17 protein-coding genes are annotated in these 19049 nt (G+C 67.0%); 7 read left to right on the top strand and 10 right to left on the bottom strand.

Annotated elements, in window-relative coordinates; genetic code table 11:
* Positions 1 to 2 precede the first annotated feature (2 nt).
* From AB0H42_RS10925 to AB0H42_RS10915, 3 genes are all read left to right on the top strand, one after another.
* Positions 3 to 695, top strand: coding sequence for an AIM24 family protein (locus AB0H42_RS10925; protein ID WP_357053116.1), 693 nt, complete (start codon positions 3 to 5; stop codon positions 693 to 695).
* Positions 692 to 1456 carry an AIM24 family protein gene (locus tag AB0H42_RS10920; protein WP_357053113.1) on the top strand — a complete coding sequence of 255 codons (765 nt, stop codon included), beginning with the start codon at positions 692 to 694 and terminating at the stop codon, positions 1454 to 1456. The genes AB0H42_RS10925 and AB0H42_RS10920 overlap by 4 nt, the downstream gene beginning before the upstream one ends.
* A gap of 82 nt (positions 1457 to 1538) precedes the next feature.
* Positions 1539 to 2486, top strand: a complete 948-nt coding sequence (locus AB0H42_RS10915; protein WP_357053110.1) for a DUF389 domain-containing protein — start codon at positions 1539 to 1541, stop codon at positions 2484 to 2486.
* On the opposite strand, the gene AB0H42_RS10910 is transcribed toward AB0H42_RS10915, so the two are convergent.
* Genes AB0H42_RS10910 through AB0H42_RS10895 form a run of 4 tightly spaced genes read right to left on the bottom strand, consistent with a single transcriptional unit; the run spans position 2483 to position 8214 of the window.
* Entirely contained in the window at positions 2483 to 3283 is an 801-nt protein-coding gene (locus tag AB0H42_RS10910; protein ID WP_357053370.1) for an HAD family hydrolase, read from the bottom strand. The genes AB0H42_RS10915 and AB0H42_RS10910 overlap by 4 nt on opposite strands.
* Positions 3284 to 3331: 48 nt before the next feature.
* A complete protein-coding gene (locus tag AB0H42_RS10905; protein WP_357053107.1) occupies positions 3332 to 5776 on the bottom strand; it encodes a phosphoribosyltransferase in 2445 nt (814 codons plus the stop codon).
* Positions 5773 to 6984 (bottom strand): HpcH/HpaI aldolase/citrate lyase family protein, encoded by a 1212-nt coding sequence (locus AB0H42_RS10900; protein ID WP_357053104.1) that lies wholly within the window; start codon positions 6982 to 6984, stop codon positions 5773 to 5775. The genes AB0H42_RS10905 and AB0H42_RS10900 overlap by 4 nt, the downstream gene beginning before the upstream one ends.
* 12 nt (positions 6985 to 6996) lie before the next feature.
* On the bottom strand, positions 6997 to 8214 hold the full coding sequence (locus AB0H42_RS10895) for a hypothetical protein (RefSeq protein WP_357053101.1): 1218 nt from the start codon (positions 8212 to 8214) through the stop codon (positions 6997 to 6999).
* 281 nt (positions 8215 to 8495) lie between these two features.
* On the opposite strand from AB0H42_RS10895, the gene AB0H42_RS10890 reads away from it, so the two are divergent.
* Both AB0H42_RS10890 and AB0H42_RS10885 read left to right on the top strand, forming a co-directional pair.
* Positions 8496 to 9071, top strand: a complete 576-nt coding sequence (locus tag AB0H42_RS10890; protein WP_357053367.1) for a TerD family protein — start codon at positions 8496 to 8498, stop codon at positions 9069 to 9071.
* A 200-nt stretch (positions 9072 to 9271) separates the two neighbouring features.
* Entirely contained in the window at positions 9272 to 10384 is a 1113-nt protein-coding gene (locus AB0H42_RS10885) for a DUF475 domain-containing protein (protein WP_357053098.1), read from the top strand.
* 141 nt (positions 10385 to 10525) lie between these two features.
* On the opposite strand, the gene AB0H42_RS10880 is transcribed toward AB0H42_RS10885, so the two are convergent.
* Positions 10526 to 11248, bottom strand: a complete 723-nt coding sequence (locus AB0H42_RS10880) for a hypothetical protein (RefSeq protein ID WP_357053095.1) — start codon at positions 11246 to 11248, stop codon at positions 10526 to 10528.
* Positions 11249 to 11512: 264 nt separating this feature from the next.
* Here AB0H42_RS10880 and AB0H42_RS10875 point away from each other — a divergent pair, with 264 nt between their 5' ends.
* Positions 11513 to 12070, top strand: coding sequence for a sugar O-acetyltransferase (locus AB0H42_RS10875; RefSeq protein WP_357053092.1), 558 nt, complete (start codon positions 11513 to 11515; stop codon positions 12068 to 12070).
* A gap of 158 nt (positions 12071 to 12228) precedes the next feature.
* On the opposite strand, the gene AB0H42_RS10870 is transcribed toward AB0H42_RS10875, so the two are convergent.
* From AB0H42_RS10870 to rpsF, 5 genes are all read right to left on the bottom strand, one after another.
* Entirely contained in the window at positions 12229 to 14886 is a 2658-nt protein-coding gene (locus tag AB0H42_RS10870) for a replicative DNA helicase (protein WP_357053089.1), read from the bottom strand.
* A gap of 678 nt (positions 14887 to 15564) precedes the next feature.
* Complete coding sequence (gene rplI / locus AB0H42_RS10865; RefSeq protein ID WP_357053087.1) at positions 15565 to 16020, bottom strand: 50S ribosomal protein L9; 456 nt, start codon at positions 16018 to 16020, stop codon at positions 15565 to 15567.
* Between the two features lie 18 nt (positions 16021 to 16038).
* Positions 16039 to 16290 (bottom strand): 30S ribosomal protein S18, encoded by a 252-nt coding sequence (gene rpsR / locus AB0H42_RS10860; RefSeq protein ID WP_030524534.1) that lies wholly within the window; start codon positions 16288 to 16290, stop codon positions 16039 to 16041.
* Positions 16291 to 16345: 55 nt separating this feature from the next.
* Entirely contained in the window at positions 16346 to 16885 is a 540-nt protein-coding gene (locus tag AB0H42_RS10855; protein WP_030524533.1) for a single-stranded DNA-binding protein, read from the bottom strand.
* 96 nt (positions 16886 to 16981) lie between these two features.
* Positions 16982 to 17269: a 30S ribosomal protein S6 gene (rpsF, locus tag AB0H42_RS10850; protein WP_357053364.1), complete on the bottom strand. Its 288-nt coding sequence runs from the start codon at positions 17267 to 17269 to the stop codon at positions 16982 to 16984.
* A gap of 388 nt (positions 17270 to 17657) precedes the next feature.
* Here rpsF and AB0H42_RS10845 point away from each other — a divergent pair, with 388 nt between their 5' ends.
* The gene (locus AB0H42_RS10845) at positions 17658 to 18962 is read left to right on the top strand and encodes a hypothetical protein (protein ID WP_357053361.1); all 1305 of its coding nucleotides are present in this window, start codon (positions 17658 to 17660) and stop codon (positions 18960 to 18962) included.
* Positions 18963 to 19049: the final 87 nt, after the last annotated feature.

Genomic DNA, 19049 nt, shown 5'->3' with positions numbered 1-19049 from the left:
TCATGTTCGAGAAGATCAATTCCAAGGTCGTCGCCGTCGATATCGCCACGGCGGGCGGTGTGGTCGCCCGCGCCGGCGGCATGCTCTTCTACACCGGCGATGTGTCCTTCGCACCGCACGAGATACCGGGTGGCGCCGGTATGGGCGGCGGCGGGCTGGTCCGGATGGCTGGGCAGATGATGGCCGGCGAGCATCAGCGCACCATGCTCGCACAGGGCAACGGCAGCGTCCATTACGGTTTCGCCGGTCTGGAAGTGCAGGTGGTCCACGTCCAGCCGGGTGCGGTGTTGCAGGTGGAGGCGTCCCGGCTGCTCGCCTACACCGCCGGTCTGCAGACCTCGGTGGTATCGGTGGCGAGCTCCGGCGGCGGAGGCGGCGGGGGCCTGATGGGTGCCCTGCGCGGTGCCGCGTCGGGTGCGCTCACCGGTCAGGGCATGTTCACCACCCAGCTGTCCGGGCAGGGCAGCGCCGTCTTGCTGGCCCACGGTGGTTTCCTCGAACTACAGGTCGGCGGGCCGAATCCGGTGGTGGTCGACCCGCAGGCGTTCATCGCCTCCTACGGGAACGTGCACACCGATCTGAAGGCCGCGATGAGCTGGCGTGACGCGGTGGGCCGCGGAGCCGGCGAGGCCATGCAATTGCAGTGCGCGGGCCAGGGTCTGGTGTACGTGCAGGCATCGGAGGAGAAATTGTGAGCGAGATCCTCAACCCGATGAACCTCGGGGAAAGCGATAACGTCCCCGGCAACAGCTACGCGTACTGCATCGATCTGAACAAGCCGTGGTTCATGCGCAAGGGCGCGATGATCGCCTACTACGGGCAGATGCGGTTCCAGGCGCTCACCCACGGCCTGCAGGGCCAACTCCTGCACATGGTGGCGAATCAGTTCTCGGCCCCGCTGTTCACCGGCGACTACGTGGTGGCCGAGGGGCAGGGCAAACTGCTGATCGGTGACCGCGGCTACGACATCAACTCCTACGATCTCGACGACGGCAACCTCACCATCCGCGCGGCGAACCTGCTGGCCTTCGAGCCCGGGCTGTCGCTGAATCAATCAATCGTGCCCGGTTTCCTGACACTGATCGGCACCGGGAAGTTCCTGGCCTCTTCGAACGGCCCGGTGATCTTCGCCGAACCGCCGCTGCGGGTGGATCCGGAATCACTGGTGGGCTGGGCGGATTGCCCGTCTCCCAGCCATCACTACGATCAGCGGTGGGTATCGGGTTATCTGGCGGCCGGGGCGGCCGCGTTCGGTGTGACCTCCGGTGAGGAACGCCAGTTCGATTTCACCGGCGCGGGAACCGTTCTCATCCAGTCGAGCGAGAAGGTCCTCAGCGATTCCGCCCTCATCCGCACCATCGAGGGGCAGCTGCAGGGCGGGATCACCGCGCCCGGCCTGCAGCGGCTGCAGGGGGTCATCGCCCAGCAGCTCGCCGGTCAGCAGCAGGGTTACTGAGCGGACGGCCGCGACCGGGCCCGTCCGGCTGCGGACCGCTGCACCGCCCGGGCAGACTTGGCACGTGCTGCATGTGCGGATAATGTCGCCGGCCGAACTGACCGACGATGTGGTGGCGATCCTCGAGTCCGACGACGCGGTGAGCGGACTGGCGGTCCTACGCGGGAGCTCGCTACGGCCGAAAGGCGATGTGGTGTTCGCGGATCTGGCCCGCGAAGCCGCCAACGATGTCCTCGAACGCCTGCGTGCGATCGACCTGCACCATCGCGGCAGTATCGAATTGGAGCAGATATCCACCTGGATGTCCCTGTCCGGATATCTGGCCGAGCTGCGGGCTCCGGGCTACAGCGCCGATTCGGTCGTCTGGGCCGATGTCACCCAGCGCTCCTACGAGGAGACCGAATTCAACTGGACCTATGCGAGTTTCATGACGCTGGCGACGGCACTGGCCAGTATCGCCATCGTGGTCGATTCACAGATCCTGGTGATCGGCGCGATGGTGCTCGGTCCGGAGTTCGGGGCCATCGCCGCGCTGGGTGTGGCGCTGGTCCGGCGCCGTGCCGCGCTGTTCGGTCGGGCCGTCGCCACGCTGGCAATGGGTTTCGGTGCCGCCATCGCGATCACGTTCGCGCTCGTCCTGGTCGGCCGGTTGTTCGGCTGGATAACCGTCGACGTCGTCACCGGGGACCGGCCGGAGACCTCGTTCATCTACACACCGGACAAATGGTCGTTCATCGTCGCGTTGATCGCGGCAGCGGCCGGGGTGCTGTCGCTGACCTCCGCCAAATCGGGTGCGCTGGTGGGAGTGTTCATCTCGGTGACCACTGTTCCGGCCGCGGGCAATATCGCGCTCGGCCTGGCCTTCGGCGCGGGTTCGGCCATCTGGGGTAGCGCGTTGCAGCTGGTGGTGAACCTGGCCGGGATGGCGATAGCGGGCTGGGCGACACTGGCGCTGCAGGATGCCGTGTGGTCGCGGATCTCGCTGCGGCGAGCGCGCGCCGAGGCGCGGGCCCGGCGGCGCATGCTCTAACCCACCGTCCCGGCGGCCACCGGACCCGTGAGCGCGGCGGCGAACCAGCCGAGAATTTCTTCCCCCGCCTCGATTCCGGTGGCGGCGGTGACGGTCAGGCCCGGCCGGGTCCAGCCGAGTTCTTCGAGCTCACCGTGCCGTGGCCGGATGGCGTGATCGGCCGCGGCGAGCATTTCGGCGTCCAGCGCGCCGTCGCCGGCGGCCAGCGTCGGCGCCACCGCGTCCAACGCGCCGGACTCGACGAGCCGGGTCCGGACCTCGGCCACCGCCCGGCTCTTGCACACCGCCGTCGGCATCGTGTAGATCTTGCGACCCTGCCGCGACGCCGTCCAGCCACGCTCCCGGCACCAGGCGTCCCAGTCGGCCAGGAAATCCGGGGGAGTCGCGGCGAGGTCCACCACCAGATAGCAGAACAGGCCGTCGGCCTCGCGGAACTTGAGCACCCACGAGTCGTCGATCCGAGCCCGCAGCGCGGTCTCGACCTCGGCGAGACCGGCCCCGCCGGCCCGGACCGCCGCCTCGATCCCCCGGCGCCACCGCGCATCCGGTACCCCGTCGACCAGGATGTTTCCACCGTTGCTCGTGACGGCGTAGGGCCACGGCGCCCCGGGCAGCCGGATCCGGCCGAACTGCTCGATGGTCCGGGTGGTGGTGGGTAGAACCACCGCCGCGACCGCGAGTTCCCGCAGCCGGCCGGCGGCGGCCGCGGTCATATACGACAGCGGAGAGCCGTCGAGATGCTCCACACATACTGTCGCCGCGGCGACGGTGCCGGCGGCCGCGGCGGAGTAGATCATCGTGCGATCGAGATCCGTGGCGACCAGCAGTGGTTTCGGAGACGACATCTACCGCTGCACATCCTTGATCAGACCCATGCACGAATAGGCCAGGTCCGGCACGACCTCCACCGGCACCGCCCGGGCCTGCGCCAGCAGCCGGATATGGGCGTGCTCGGGCGCGTCGGGTTGCCGGACCAGGACCCGCCACGGCAGCCGGCGCAGCAGGACCCGGGTGGTCTCCCCGACGCCCGGCTTCACGAAGTTCACGCTGTCGATCCCGTATTCGGCGCGCACCCGTTCCACCGACGCCCAGCCTGCCCAGGTGGGGGCGCGGTCCCCGGAACGCACCGCCGCGACCTGCGCGCTCACCCGCGGCCGGACCGTCTCGAACGCCCCGGTGACGGTATCGATCAGTCGCGCGGAGACATCCTCGGCGGCCAGGTCGGCGTAGAACTTGGCGCCGTGGAAATCCCCCGGGCCGATGAGGTCCCGGTTGAGCACCGTCCGCGACACCAGCCCGGACACAGTGGAGTTGAGGCAGGCCGAGGCGATCAGGAAATCGTCGCGGGTGCCGTAGGTGCGCACGCAGTGCCCGGGGTCGGCGAGTACGGCGAGGTCGTCGTCGAAGCGGGCGCCACCCGCCGCGTGGTACTCGTCGAGGGCCGCGGTCAGTTCCCGGGCGATCGCACCCTTACCGGTCCAGCCGTCCACGAACACCACGGACTCGGGATCATGATGATGGGCCAGATAGTCCAAGGCCACGGTGTCGATCCCGCGATCGCGCACGATCGACACCGCGTAGTGCGGGATATCCAGCGCGGGGCGCTGCCCGTACCCGGCGGCCAGCCAGCGGCGGATCAGGAGGCCGACGGGGGTACCCGCCCGGGCCAGCGAGGCCAGCACGATATCGGTGCCGCGTTCGGCGGCCACCAGTTCGGCCACCGTACCCACCGCCAGGGCCAGCCGCTCGGCACTGTCGGCCAGTACCCGGTCGAACAGTTCCCGGTAGGCGGCGTCGGGTTGGTATTCGATGGGTAGCGATTCGGCGTAGTGCGCGATTCCGGACTGGATCCGCTGCTCACGGAAGGCGGTATCGGCCTCCAGGTCGGCGCCGGACAGATCCTTCAGCAGCCACGCCACATCGGCCCGGTCGTAGGAACCGAATTCGGGGCCGAACAGCGGTGCGGGTCCGGCGAACCTGCCCGAGCGCGCGGCGGCCAGCGTGCGCGGATCGGCCTCCCGGATGATCGCCACCACCACATCGGAACCGGCGGCGGTGAGGACATCGACCAGCCCGCCCGGGGCATGGAGCCGCTCACCGTCGGCGGGCGAATCGGCCACGAACACCAGCACCGGGTCCGCGCCCGGCTCGTCGGGCCAGCCCGCGTTGTAGAGGTAGCGCGGTGTGTCCTCGCCGGCTTCGGGAGCCGGGAACCGGAACCCGCGGCGCAGCGGATAACCGGGCTCGTCCAGGACGTACGCCGGGGAACGCGTGGTGGTCTGGTACCGCACCGGCACCCCGGACTCGGCGATTCCCACGGCCAGGCACAGCGGCAGGTACATCAGCTCTTCGTGGGCGAGCACGATCACCGGGCGACCGGGGTACTCGGTGACCAGGTGGTCCCGCAGCATTTTCCCCGCGACGGCGGTGGCCTGCTCGAACCCGGCCCGGTCGGCGCGCAGGAACCCGTGCCGGCCGCCCTCGGGCACATCCCGCGGCCAGGGCAGTTCCAGCCGAGCCGGCACACCGCGACGCTCCGCCACCGGATTGAGTTCGGCTGCGGGCAGTTCCGAGACGGTGGCCACCAAGCCCTCGGGCAGCACGGTGGCGCCCGATGCCAGGCACACCGTATCGATTCGCGCGCCCAGCGCCGCGGCCGCCGCGGCGAACCGGTCGCGGTCGGTGTCGGTGCGCATATCGACCAGCGTGGCCAGCACATAGTGTGTCCGCGGCGCGAACTCGTGCAGTGCCTCGATGGCATCCAGCGCGGTCGCACCGGTGGAAATCTCGTCGTCCACCAGTACCAGCGGCAGTCCCGCGGTGAACACGTCCCCGGGCATCGGCTGCAGCAGATGCGAGGTGGCGTGCGAATGTCCTTCCTCGAATCCGGTGAGCATCACGGCGCCCGGCACCACCCGGCGGGTCGAATGCAGGTAGCACGCCGCATCGATCCGCGTGGCCACACAGTGTCCGAGCCCGGTCGCGGTCTCGGCGAACCCGAGTACCACGGCATCCTGTTCGCCGAGTACCGCGCGCACCAGATCACCGAGGCGGTCACCTGCGTCCCGGACCCGGACGGGATCGGTCGGCAGGTGTTTGCCCAGCACCGTGGAGACCAGCAGATGCGCGCGCCGCGGATTCTTGCGCAACCCCGGCTGCACCAGATCGGCGATCTCCGGTTCGGCCGCGAGAGTGTCGGGGGTATCCCCGTGCCGGAACGCTTTCCGATGCCGCAGTTCGATACCGAGAGCGCGGGTCGCCCAATACGACTCGCCGGACCCGTCGCTCATACCTTGACCAGCGCCGATAGCAGATCCACGAAGGACACCCCTTTCTTGGCCACCCCGAAGACCCGGGCCCGGGTCAGGGTGTTGCGCGCCCAATTGCGATGTGGCCGCATCTCGTTCATCTTGTTGCGGTAGCCGGACGCGGCGACCCCACCGACCTCGACCTGCAGAATGTCGAGGGCATCGGAGTATTCCTCATGCGTGACCACCGACAGCGCGTGCACGGCCGCCACATGCGAGGGATGGATAACGGTTTTGCCCTGGATACCGTTGGCACGGTCCAGCGTGATCTCGCGCAGCAGACCGTCCAGATCCCGGCTCACCAGATAGCTGCGGAACGGTACCGCGTCGGATTCCTCGAACGGCGCGGTGCGCAGCAGCGGCCGGAACATCCGTTCGTGGTCGGCGAAGTACTCCCAGACCGGCCCGGTGATCACGAAACCCGTGCCGTCGGCCCGGCCCAGGTAGTTCACGATATCGGCGATCACATCCGCGATGACCCGCACGTCGTAGATGGTCAGGTCACGGTCGCGGCGGATACCGAACGTCGCGCACATATCGGTGGCGCCGATCCGCACGGCCAGGATCCGTTCCCGGACCTCGGCCAGGCAGGCCGCGATCTGGGTGAGTTCGGAATCCCTGGTCTGCCGGTGTACCAGCGCCGCGGATTCGAGCACCGGCATCCCGTAGAGCGGCCGATCCGTACGAGCGGCGGCGGCGGTCAGCGCGGCGAGGTACTTCGGCGCCGAGGAACTGTCGAACTTGGGGAACACGAAACCCGTCAGTACCTGCGCGCCCGCGCCCAGCCGGTCGAGCAGTTCGGGCACGGTATCGGCGTCCCGGACGCGGACGAACAGCATCGGGTTGGGATCCGGGCGAGCGGCGAGTTCGTCGAGCGTGCGCACGGTCTGCTGCTTCGCGAACTCGACCTCGTGGTCGGCGACGGCGTCCTCGAGGTCGATCACCATCGAGCACACTCCGCGGTCGGCCCGGCGCACGATCGTCGCCGTCAGATCAGCCCGGGTGGCCGGTACGTACAGGGTGGCGCCGAGCGCCATCGCCAGTATCTCCCGATCGGCGCAGTCGTCGAACGGCTCCGGTTGCCGGTGGAACAGCGCTCTGGCGTCCGGTCCCTGCAGATATCTGAAGTGTCGGCGCGGTACCTGCTTGTACAGGGAAATTTCCTGCCGGACGGCCGTGCCTGCGGTCATCGAGCCCCCGTCTCATCCTCGTCGTTGTCCCGGTGGTGGTTGTTTCCGCATTCGCTCGACCACCCCGGCAATGAATTCGGTGATGGTGTCGAGTTCGTTCACATACGCCCAATAGTCGGGGTGCCGCCCGGTGAGGGATGCGGCCACCCGGTCGAGGCGCTCGACCTGAGCGTCCAGTACCGAGCCCCATTCGGCGACCAGCCCCCGTGACACCGCCAGCATCTGGGCGTCCCGGAGGCGGAACCGTACGGCCTCGGCGCGTTGGCGCGGATCTTCGCGGACCGCCCGCAACTCGGCCAGCCGCTTGGTCACGGCGTCGACCAGTTGTTCGGCGTCGGCGAGGTGGCCGCGCGCGGTGGTGGTCAGTTCAAGGGCCTGCTCCGGGGTGTTCTCGGCCGCGGCGGCACGGGCCCCGGCCAGGGCTTGTGCCGCGGCGGCGATATGACGCTCGCTGCTTCGCTCATTGTCGGCCAGATCCGCCGAACTCGCAGCATTGAACTCCCGCAGCAGCGCCGAATGCGCGGGTCCGATCCGCTCGGCCCGAGTGCGGACCGCGGCGAGCCGGGTGGTGACCGAGGAGATGGCGTTGCGCGCGGCCGGGGCCCGAGAAGGGGCCTGGGCCAACGATTCCGACAAATCGGCCGTAACGGAAGCCAGCCGGTTCGCCGCCGCCCGTGCCCGGCCGCGTTCGTCCGGCGGCACCGCGGTCAGTGTGAGCATTGCCTCATCCACCGCCGCGGTGCCCGCGCGCACCGAGGAATACTCGGCGTATTCCGATTCGGCCGCCTGCCTGCGCACCCGTGCCGCATCGGCGGCGACCCGCTCGACCAGTTCGGGAACTGCTCGCCGCACCGCGATCGCTTCCTCGAGCGCGGCCCGGTCGTCGTGGTAGAAGCGGTCGACCCGCTGCGCGACGGAGCCCAGCTGCCGGACCACCGCGTCCACCCGCTGTTGCCGGTCCGACCGGCGCGTCCCGGACTGTTCGTCCTGGTCCAGCTCACCGGTGAGCTGCAGATATGCCGCAGCGGCGGTATAGCAGTCTTCACGCACCGAAGCCCAGCGACGGCCCAGCCCCCGTTCCGGGAACATCTCCTCGGCGGCCACGGTGGCCGCCTCCGCGGCCGACTGCCGCCGGTCCATATCCAGAAATGCCGTCGTCAGCGCCGACCGTGCCTGTTCGAACCACGGATCCTCCCCCGCCCGGAACCATCCACGCCTGCGGCCTGCCACAGACCCGATGGTATGAGATCCCACCGCCCGCGCGCCGCCACACCGCGTACCGCCGGGCTCCGCGCGCACACTGTCGAACACCGTGACGGCGACGGAGCGGCGCGGGCCCGCACTCCGAAAGCGTTCGATCTCAAACCATCCGGGCCCGCCGCCCACGCGTGCCGGTGACCGGCTTGCCCGAGTTTGTACGCAAGTTCACCGAAACCCACTACTGTCGTATTCCGTACCCGGCGGTTACCGACATGCTGGGAATCACAGACGACTACGAAAGGGAATCCCGCATGGGTGTCAGTTTGTCCAAGGGCGGCAACGTCTCGCTGAGCAAGGCGGCTCCGGGCCTCACTGCGGTCGCCGTCGGCCTGGGCTGGGATGTGCGCACCACCACGGGCACCGATTTCGATCTGGACGCCAGCGCGATCGCCACCGGAGCCGACAAGAAGGTCGTCTCCGACCAGCACTTCGTGTTCTTCAACAACCTCAAGTCCCCCGACGGCGCCATCGAGCATGTCGGAGACAACACCACCGGTGAGGGCGAAGGCGACGACGAGGTCATCAATGTCGACCTCGCCAACACTCCGGCGAATATCGAGAGCATCTTCTTCCCCGTCTCGATCTACGAGGCGGACGGCCGTTCGCAGTCGTTCGGTCAGGTGCGCAACGCCTACATCCGCGTCGTGAACCGGGCGAACGGCGAGGAGCTGGCCCGCTACGACCTGTCCGAGGACGCCTCCACCGAGACCGCCATGGTCTTCGGTGAGCTGTACCGCAACGGGGCCGAGTGGAAGTTCCGCGCCATCGGCCAGGGTTACGCGTCCGGCCTGGCCGGTATCGCGCGTGACTACGGTGTGAACGTCTGACGATCCACACCTCCGGGTAGCGTGAGGGGGTCCGGTGACGGGCCCCCTCGTTCTCTGTCCCAGAGGCGTCAGGGGACAAATTGGACAAATAGGCGGTAGACGGCAACGCTGGTGACTGGTCGTCGATACCGCCGACCAGGTTTCTCGTACAGGCCGGGATACCGACCGCAGTCCGGCCACCGCACACGAAAGGTCCCAGCGTGGTCCTGCGCATATTCGGTTTATCCTTAGTAGTCACGGTGCTGTCGCTGGGGGTGGCATTCCTCTACGGCGGCCCGACCGCCCTGGCGCTCTGCCTCATCCTCGGCATCCTCGAGGTATCGCTGTCGTTCGACAACGCCGTCATCAACGCCACCATCTTGGAGAAGATGAGTGAGTTCTGGCAGAAGATCTTCCTCACCATCGGCATCCTGATCGCCGTCTTCGGTATGCGGCTGGTCTTCCCGCTGGCCATCGTGTGGGTCACCGCGGGACTGAACCCCGTCGAAGCCTTCGACCTCGCGCTGAACCCACCCCCCGGCGACGCCGCCTTCTTCCCCGACGGCTCCCCCAGCTACGAGACCCTGCTCACCGACGCACACCCGCAGATCGCGGCGTTCGGCGGCATGTTCCTGGCGATGCTGTTCCTGAACTTCATCCTCGCCGACCGCGAAATCACCTGGCTGTCCTGGCTGGAACGCCCCCTGGCCAAGGCCGGCAAGCTGGACATGGCCTCGGTGGTCGTCGCCGGGATCGGCCTGGTGCTGGCCGCGGAGTTCCTCGCCCACGACGATGACCGCTCCACCGTGCTGCTGGCCGGTCTGCTCGGCATGATCATCTACATCGCCGTCGACGGTCTGGGTTCGATGTTCAACGCCGAGGAACGCGCCGAAGAAGCCGCCGGCGGCCCGTCCGGGCTGGCCAAGGCCACCGGTAAGGCCGGGTTCTTCCTGTTCCTCTACCTCGAGGTCCTCGACGCCTCGTTCTCGTTCGACGGTGTGATCGGCGCCTTCGCCATCACCGCCGACCCGATCATCATCGCCCTGGGCCTCGGCCTGATCGGCGCCATGTTCGTCCGGTCGATCACCGTCTACCTGGTGCGCAAGGGCACGCTGAACGAATACGTCTACCTCGAGCACGGCGCCCACTGGGCCATCGGCGCACTGGCCCTGATCCTGCTGATCACGGTGGGCGATATTCACGTCCACGAGCTCGTCACCGGGCTCATCGGTATCGCCTTCATCGGCGCGGCGGTGCTCTCCAGCATCCGGCGCAACCGCAAGGATGACGATACGAAACCCGCCGAGGCCTCGGAGCCGGCCCCGGTGGGCTGACACGACACGCCCCGAACGGCGGTGGGAGCGGACCCGAGGGTCGGCTCCCACTGCCGTTTCATCGGGTAGGAGCGGCAACGCGCTCCTACCCGCGGCCGGCCGGACGGACCTCGCCGCGCGCGACCCGGCCGGCCCGGGCCGTCAAGTTCCCGGTGCCCCCGCCTCGTGCCGCGCAGCGTCGTACTGCTCGAAGTACGCCTTACCCACCGCGAACATGCCGCGCTGCGGCAACCGGAAATCACCGAGCGCTGTCTGCTCGGCCAACGGCCCGGACGGCCCGATATCGACCCCGTCGATCCGGGCCACCGTATGCTCGACCGTCCACAGCATCCGCGGCTCGAGCCGGAACCATTGCCCGTTCGGTGTGGTGCCGCGCAACCGCACCCGTCCCACGCCGAGCGCCGGGCCCGCCACCCGTGACATGACCGACAGCACCGCAGTGTTTCGCCACAGCGCTGCGGGCAGCACGCTGCCCAGCGCCGTCATCGCCGTCGTCGCGGGCGACCGCCCCAGCTCGATATCCCATACCAGCGTGCCGGCCACCTGCACCGTCAACGCGAAGGGGCCCGTCCAGGTCACGGAGATATCCGCGACCCGCGCGTCCACGAGCGCGGCACCGTAGTACCGCACACAACTGGTCTCCGGCGCGACACTGCTGTAGATGACCCATTCCCGATCCGGGTTCCGGTGCCAGACCGATTCGTATCCGGACCCCACCGAGCTGGCGGCGAAATGCCGGAAGGCCAGGTAGTGGCCGCTCGCGAACGGCTGACCCATCACTCCGTACCCGGCGAACCGCTCCGCATCCGCACCCGCGGGCAGCGCCGGTTCGGTTCCGGCGATCGTTCGCGGACTCTCGACCATTGCCGTCCTCCTCGACGAGCGGACGTTACACCCCTAGCTTACGTCCGTGAGCTGGGAAAACACCTACTCCGACAGCGGATCGTCCCCACTGCGCCGCTTCGGGGACGCCAGGTGTGACCCTGCGGCACCGCGCACAACAAAACACCGCGCGCCGGTACTTCGCGCGACCCGGATCGCGCCGCCCACAGCCCTTCCGCTGCACGGCACCGCCGAGCGGCCGGCAGGTCGCGGCACGCACCGCACCGGTCCGGCAGTATCGAGTCCATGGCGACCGATAAGGAACGTATGTTGGGCGGCGATCTCTATCGCGGCAACGACCCGGAACTCGTCGCAGAACGCCGCGCCTGTCACGCGCTGACCGCCCGCTACAACGACACCGCCCCCGATGCGGAGACCGAACGGCAGGAAATCCTCGGCAAACTGCTGGGCGAGTGTGGTGCCGACACCGTGATCATGCCGCCGTTCCGCTGCGACTACGGTTACCTGACCAGAATCGGCAGCAACACCTTCCTCAATTACGACACCGTGGTCCTCGACTGCGCCCCCGTCACCATCGGCAATGATGTGGCGATCGGCCCCCGCGCCCAGATCCTCACCCCGCTACACCCCATGGAGGACCACGAACTCCGGCGGGCCGGCTGGGAATCCGCCGCGCCCATCAGCATCGGCGACAACACCTGGCTGGGCGGCGGCGTCATCGTCTGCGCCGGAGTCACCATCGGCGCGAACTCGGTGATCGGCGCCGGTAGCGTGGTCACCCGCGATATCCCGCCCCGTGTCTTCGCCGCCGGCAACCCCTGCCGCGTCATCCGGAATCTCTAGCCCGAATCCGCGGGAGGCCAGTTGGGCACGGGGATACGGTGCAATGAACCAGGCGCCGGCGAACGGAACCATGCTGCCGCGCTTGTCGTCGAGGCCGGCCAGCGCCGCGTCGACGTCGGAGTCGAGTGTCATGTCGGTTCGTCCGCCTCATCCGGTGTTCAGCCGCGGGCCATATCGACGAAGCGCGACAGATGCAGCTGGTGAGCGACGGTGATGGTTGCCGTGGGCCCGTTACGGTGTTTACCGACGATGAGGTCCGCTTCGCCGCCGCGTGGGTCGTCGCGTTCGAACGCATCCGGCCGGTGTAGCAGGATGACCATATCGGCGTCCTGTTCGAGACTGTTGTGCAGCGATACCCCATTCGCGACGAAATTGTGGGTACCGGGGACTGTGCCGTCGAATACTTCCTGTTCACCGAGGCTGGTGATCTCCACGATCCTGTCCCAGAAGACGTCGTTCGTCGCCAGCATCTCGATATCGGCGTCTTCCAGCACCTCCGCGACGCGGGCGAGTCGAGAGCGGCTGGGCGAGCGCTTCCACATCGTAGATCCGCAGAATCTGGAGTTCATCGCAGCCGCAAATTCACGGTGTGTCATCTCTTTGGTCGCGAGTAACGTGCGGACCTTCGACCAGACCTCCTTGGGCACCGTATCTACGTTGACATTCCCCGCCACGGACGCCAGGTGGCCGAGTGCGATACGGCCGGTCACCCCACGAGTTCCGTGCACGCCGATATCCCGGAGGAAAACGGTCTGGTTCTCGGCACCGTCCACTGTCAGGTGCCAGCACACGCGGTAGCCGGGCTTCCGAGCCGCTTTTATCCGGCCGTGCACCCCGAGGCGCAGGAGGAGTCGATCGAGGTCGTCGATAAGCCGACGGCTGGTGGAGGCGTAATAGATGCGCGCCTGGCGTCCCGAGGAATCCCAGCGGACCGAACCGTCGGTTGCCCACAGGTGCCGGATGAACAACGCGACTTGGTCTGTCGGTAATGCAAATACTTGTCGTGGGATGAACTTCTCATAGCTGCGCAGTCCGAAGAGCCCGAGATCTTCCAACCAGACGGCGATAGGATTCCGCTTTCCTCGGGCGAGGCGGTACGGCGCAGGCAGCCGCAGTGTCGTCACCCGAGCTGCCGGGTACTCGTCTCGGACAGCAGTGATACCGAAATGCCGTGCTGCCTCGGTTACGGCCGCGAGGTTTTCTTCGTCGATACTCGCGTACCGGATCGGCTGCCGACGGACACATGAACCATCGCCGATCATATGAGCCAGCAGCACCACCTCCGCGTCCGGCATTCGCTCGGCGCAGACCGGCTCCGGCATAGTACGCGGGGTCGCAACACGGTCGTCAATGGACAGTCGCTCCAACGGTATCCAGCCGTCGACAGTGAGGAAGGGGTGATTTCCGGTTGCCTCGACCTGACGTCCAGAGGCCAAGCGAACAAGGAAAACCTCTTTGTGGCCGCTGGGGAACACTTTGACCATCGGCCGCGCAACCAGCCGCATACGCTCGTCGAGCGACCAGACCAAGGGCTGTTTTCCACTGGCCAGCAACTCACCGAGAGTCTCCTCTGCGCCGTTGTCCGCCCGAAGTATCCGGGCAGAAGCCGGCAGACATCCCGATTCGCGCAGGTCAGAGACTTGTGGGCGCTTATCGGTGCGCTGTTCCGGACCACGGTTGAGCTGACTGATCGCGATGACGGGAACTTCCAGCTCCTTGGCCAGCAGCTTCAGATTACGGGAGAAGTCCGAAACCTCCTGCTGCCGGGATTCGACCTTCTTACCCGAGGTCATCAGCTGGAGGTAGTCCACCACAACCAGTTTCAGGTCGTGGCGCTGTTTCAGCCGCCGCGCCTTGGCCCGGATCTCCATCATGGTGAGGTTCGGCGAATCGTCCACGAACAGCGGTGCTTCGCTGATCTCGCTCATCCGCCGCGCCAATTTGGTCCAGTCGTCGTCGCTCATCCGGCCGGCCCGCATATCCCCGAGCTTGATCTTCGCCTCGGCCGACAGCAGGCGCATGACGATCTCGGTCCGGCTCATCTCCAGCGAGAAGATCACGCTCGCCAGCCCGTGCCGAATCGAGGCACTGCGCATGAAATCCATTCCCAGAGTCGATTTGCCCACCCCAGGTCTCGCCGCGACGATGATCATCTGGCCCGGGTGCAGGCCGTTGGTGAGTTCGTCGAGTTCGGAGAATCCGGTTGGTACACCGAGGGAGATACCGCCCCGGGAGGCGATGGAGTCGATCTCGTCCATGGTGGGCTGGAGGAGCTCTTCCAGCGGGAGGAAATCTTCGGAGGTCCGGCGTTCGGTGACCTCGTAGACCTCGGCCTGGGCGCGGTCGACCACCTCGGCGACGTCCTGGCCGTCGGCGCCCGCGTAGCCGTACTGCACGATGCGGGTGCCGGCTTCCACCAGGCGGCGCAGGATCGCCTTCTCGGCCACGATCTCTGCGTAGAAACCGGCGTTCGCCGCGGTGGGGACGGTCTGGGTGAGGGTGACCAGGTAGGGGGCACCGCCGATTCTCTTCAGTTCACCGCGGCGGTCCAGGCCGGCGGCGACGGTGACCGGGTCGGCGGGTTCGCCACGCCCGTAGAGATCGAGGATGGCGTCGTATACGGCCTGATGGGCGGGCCGGTAGAAATCACCGGAGCGCAGTACTTCGACCACGTCCGCGATGGCGTCCTTGCTGAGCAGCATGCCGCCGAGCACCGACTGTTCGGCCGCCATATCGTGTGGCGGCTGGCGCCCGAAATCCTCGCCGGGGGGCTCCGGCGGGAAGTCCGTGTGCCCGCGGTCATCGACGACTGCCATCCGACTCGACCGTCCTCTCCTTCTGACCGGACGCACCCTTTGACGACCGGTTCTACCCCACGGGTCCGACAAGTTCGCCGGTATGCCGAGGCGCCGGTGACCAGTGGTCAGGCGTACCAGCTATCACCCAGAGAGAACCGAACCCCCGCATCGTGGCGTGGTGTCACACATGGTGCTGCGATGAACCTAGGCGAGGTTCTATCCACATGCCAACCGCGCCTGTGCACAGACCTGTGGATAACCTGGGGATAGTTCACCTCCGGTTGTGCACAACTTGTGGACAACTTGGGGAAAACGCAGGTCAGCCCGGGAAAATGCCCAGCTAGATCTAGATTTTTCGCGGCCACGCAGTGTGGATAAACAAAGTATCGGCGTGTCGGAGATGTTGAACATCCGGGCGTGTTGAGTTAACGGACAGGCGAACAGATATGAGCTGCGTCACATTACGTCCGGTTGGTTTTGTGATCGATCCACAGGACTCACATCTTGTGGATAAGACACCCCCAACTCGAAGCGGCGCCGCCTGCACATATGCAGGCGCCTGCCAGCACAAGAATTTCAGCAACCGTCGAGCTAACCAGCGATTGCTATGGCAAAGCACAACCGGCCGGGGATCACGTCTACCCATGGCCGAGCGGACGTGATCCCCGGTTCCGGGGTATGTATACGTGGGCCGACTCAGCCGGCGGCCACGACCTCCAGCGCAAATTTCGCGGCGACGTCCGGGTGCAGATGGACGGTCACCTGATGCTTACCGGTGGCCTTGATATGCGACTTCGGCAGTTCGATGCTGCGCTTGTCCAGCACCGGGCCCCCGGCCGACTTGATGGCGGCGGCGACATCGGACTGGGTGACCGAACCGAAGAGTTTTCCGGTGCCCGCGGTCTTGACCGACAGCGAAACCCCGTCGAGACCCTCGATGGCCTGCTTCAGTTCGTTGGCATGGCCGAGATCGCGCACCCGGCGGGCCTCCTGGGCCCGGCGGATTCCCTCGACCTGCTTCTGCGCACCGCGGCTGGCGACGATGGCCAGTCCACGGGGCAGCAGGTAGTTACGGCCGTAGCCGTCCTTGACCTCGACGGTGTCGCCGGGAGCGCCGAGGTTGTCCACATCGGCAGTCAGAATGAGCTTCATATGCTTGACCGACCTTTCTCAGCGAGCCGTCGAAACGTAGGGCAGCAGCGCCATCTCCCGCGAGTTCTTCACCGCGATGGCGATATCGCGCTGGTGCTGTACGCAGTTGCCGGTGACCCGGCGAGCGCGGATCTTGCCACGCTCACTGACGTACTTGCGCAGCAGCGGCACATCTTTGTAGTTGATGTCGACGATGCCGGACTTGCTCTCCTTGCAGAAAGCGCAAGCCTTCTTCTTGAGCACCTTTTCGCGCGCCGGTGCCTTGGCCATTTTCGTTCACTCCGTATTCTTGGTGGCCCACTGTCGCGGGCCGATGCGGGCCGTCTCAGAACGGCGGTTCATCGTCCGTCCGCCCGCCCCCGAAGGAGCCGGCCGCGGGCGCGCTACCCCAAGGGTCATCCGCAGCGCCCTGCTCGGACCGTCCACCGCCACCGTTTCCGGCGTTGTAGTTACCACCACCGCCGCTGTTGGAACCGAATCCACCGCCCCCGCCACCGCGACTGGTCTTGTTGACCTTGGCCGTGGCGTACCGCAGCGACGGGCCGACCTCGTCGACCTCGAGCTCGACGACCGTGCGCTTCTCGCCCTCACGGGTTTCGAAGGAGCGCTGCTTGAGCCGTCCGCTGACGATCACACGGGATCCCCTGGTCAGGCTCTCGGCGACGTTCTCCGCGGCCTCGCGCCAGATATTGCAGCGCAGGAACAGCGCTTCGCCGTCTTTCCACTCGTTGGTATTACGGTCGAAAATGCGGGGTGTCGAGGCCACGGTGAAATTGGCCACCGCCGCGCCCGCGGGCGTGAATCGGAGCTCGGGATCGGCCGTCAGATTTCCGATGACCGTGATTACCGTATCGCCAGCTGCCATGGGGGGTTCCTCCTGCTCGGTGTGCAGTCCAGGTGCACTCGCCTGTTGCGCTAGAGCCTAGAGACAGACTCCGACGAAACGGCGGTAGCGCCGGAACTACTTGTCGTTGCGCAGAACCTTGGTGCGCAGCACCTGCTCGTTGAGGCCCAGCTGGCGGTCGAGTTCGTTCACCGTGGCGGGCTCGGCGGTCAGATCGATCACCGCGTAGATGCCTTCGGCCTGTTTACGAATCTCGTAGGCGAGGCGCTTACGGCCCCAGATATCGACCTTGTCGATTTTGCCGCCCTCGGTGCGGACAACGCCGAGCAGATTTTCCAGGGACGGTCCGACGGTGCGCTCGTCCATGCTCGGATCGAGGATGACCATTACTTCATAATGACGCACGAACCAATCACCTCCTGTGGTCTGGGTTCGGCCACGGACGGTCCGTGGCAGGAGGGTCGTCGCGTCAGCAACCGGGCAAGAGTACCCGAGCGGGCCGCCGGAAACGAAATCGATCTTCGGCACTGTGACGACCTTGCCGCCGAAGTCGCGAAATGGGATTCCACGCTCGCCGCGAGGTCGATTTCGACTATTCCTCGTATACCTTCCGACCTGGCCGAACGCGGGCACCACCGGCGGCCGCGGCGGATACGATCGCGCGGCGGCACGTGGCGGATCCCACTAGTGTGTCGGTATGTCGATCGGACCGGCCGTATGTGTGCCCGGGGCCGATCGCGTCGGCCGCGGTACCGCCGTCCTCACGGTTGTGCTGTTGTGCGGCGCGACCCTCATGGTGGCATTTCTCAACAAGGCGCGCTGCGCCGGAGCGCCCTTCCGCGCCGACGGTCGCAGTGCCGCTTTCGATTACGTCAAGGACGCCCGGGTCTGTTATTCCGATATCCAGTTCCTCTGGCTGGGCCGCGATATCGATCAGCATATTTTCCCCTACGTGCACGGCGGCATCACCGCAGACGGCACCCTTACCGGCGGTGCCGTGGAATATCCGGTGCTGAGCGGGCTGCTGATGTGGCTCGGCGCGCTGGGCGCCCACAACGACGCGGCCTTCCTGCTCCGTTCGGCACTGCTGCTGGCACCGTTCGCACTGGTCACCGCCTGGCTGCTGGCCCGTTTGGCCGGTCGGGCCGCGCTGCTGTGGGCCGCGGGACCACCGCTGGTGCTGTACGCGTTCCACAACTGGGAACTTCCGGTGGTGTGCACGACGGTGGCGGCCGCCGCGGTGATGGCGGCGACCCGCTGCCCGTTACGTGTCCGCGGGGCGACGGCGGCGATGCTGCTGGGCCTGGGGTTCTGTTTCAAGATCTATCCGGCGATCTTCGTGATCCCGCTGCTGCTGTATGTGCTGACCGGCGGGGAGCGGGGGCGCGCCGGCCGGGGCGAACGCACCCGGCTGGATGTGGCCGGCGCGCTGGGCACCGCGGCCGCCGCATGCGGCACGGTGGTGGCGGTCAATCTGCCGTTCGCGCTGGCCGGTTTCGACGGCTGGCGTGCCTCGATCGAGTTCCAGCAGCAGCGCGAGGCCGATATCACCACCAATTCGATCTGGTACTGGGGCCTGCGGCCGCTGTTCGGCTCCGACCCGCTGAGCAGCGCCGCGTTCACCGAAATCGTATCGATCGTTTCGCCGACGCTGATCATCGTGTCGTTCGCCGTGGCCTTGGGGGCGGGATGGTGGCAGTACACCCACTCCGGCGTGTACCCGTGGCTCGGCGTCAGCGGGGCGATGCTGTGCGGGTTCCTGCTGTTCCACAAGGTGCATTCGCCGCAGTACACCCTGTGGCTGATCCCGTTCCTGGTGCTGCTGGCGGTGCCGTGGCCGGTCGTGTGGAGCTATCTGGTCGCCGATATAGCGATCGGGGTGGGCGTCTTCCGCTACTTCTACACGATGGGGACCGGGCATTCGGTCGAGCTGATGGAGGCGGTGGTCCGGTTCGGCGTCTGGGGCCGGGCCACCCTGCTGGTGGTGTTGTTCTGGGTGTTCCTGCGGGTCCCGGCGCGGGCACCGCGGGGACACGCCGCCGTGGATCCGGAAGAGGCGACGCCGGTGCGGGAGGTCGGACCGAGGGCGCGTGGTTGAACCGGTTCCAATAAAACTAGAACGTGTTACATTCAAGGTATGACACCCGTCGCGTTCCACTGCGCCGACCACCGTTGTCGGAGGTGT

This window comes from Nocardia sp. NPDC050799 (assembly GCF_040654015.1).
Taxonomy (GTDB): domain Bacteria; phylum Actinomycetota; class Actinomycetes; order Mycobacteriales; family Mycobacteriaceae; genus Nocardia.
Note: the sequence above shows the minus strand (reverse complement) of the source record. Positions and strands in the feature narration are given on the sequence as shown.

Coding starts and splice junctions, on each gene's coding strand:
- rplI (WP_357053087.1), bottom strand. CDS start 16,020: ATGAAGCTCATTCTGACTGCCGATGTGGACAACCTCGGCGCTCCCGGC.
- AB0H42_RS10900 (WP_357053104.1), bottom strand. CDS start 6,984: ATGACCGCAGGCACGGCCGTCCGGCAGGAAATTTCCCTGTACAAGCAG.
- rpsR (WP_030524534.1), bottom strand. CDS start 16,290: ATGGCCAAGGCACCGGCGCGCGAAAAGGTGCTCAAGAAGAAGGCTTGC.
- AB0H42_RS10925 (WP_357053116.1), top strand. CDS start 3: ATGTTCGAGAAGATCAATTCCAAGGTCGTCGCCGTCGATATCGCCACG.
- AB0H42_RS10855 (WP_030524533.1), bottom strand. CDS start 16,885: ATGGCAGCTGGCGATACGGTAATCACGGTCATCGGAAATCTGACGGCC.
- AB0H42_RS10875 (WP_357053092.1), top strand. CDS start 11,513: ATGGCGACCGATAAGGAACGTATGTTGGGCGGCGATCTCTATCGCGGC.
- AB0H42_RS10915 (WP_357053110.1), top strand. CDS start 1,539: ATGTCGCCGGCCGAACTGACCGACGATGTGGTGGCGATCCTCGAGTCC.
- AB0H42_RS10880 (WP_357053095.1), bottom strand. CDS start 11,248: ATGGTCGAGAGTCCGCGAACGATCGCCGGAACCGAACCGGCGCTGCCC.
- AB0H42_RS10910 (WP_357053370.1), bottom strand. CDS start 3,283: ATGATCTACTCCGCCGCGGCCGCCGGCACCGTCGCCGCGGCGACAGTA.
- AB0H42_RS10905 (WP_357053107.1), bottom strand. CDS start 5,776: ATGAGCGACGGGTCCGGCGAGTCGTATTGGGCGACCCGCGCTCTCGGT.
- AB0H42_RS10890 (WP_357053367.1), top strand. CDS start 8,496: ATGGGTGTCAGTTTGTCCAAGGGCGGCAACGTCTCGCTGAGCAAGGCG.
- AB0H42_RS10870 (WP_357053089.1), bottom strand. CDS start 14,886: ATGGCAGTCGTCGATGACCGCGGGCACACGGACTTCCCGCCGGAGCCC.
- AB0H42_RS10845 (WP_357053361.1), top strand. CDS start 17,658: ATGGTGGCATTTCTCAACAAGGCGCGCTGCGCCGGAGCGCCCTTCCGC.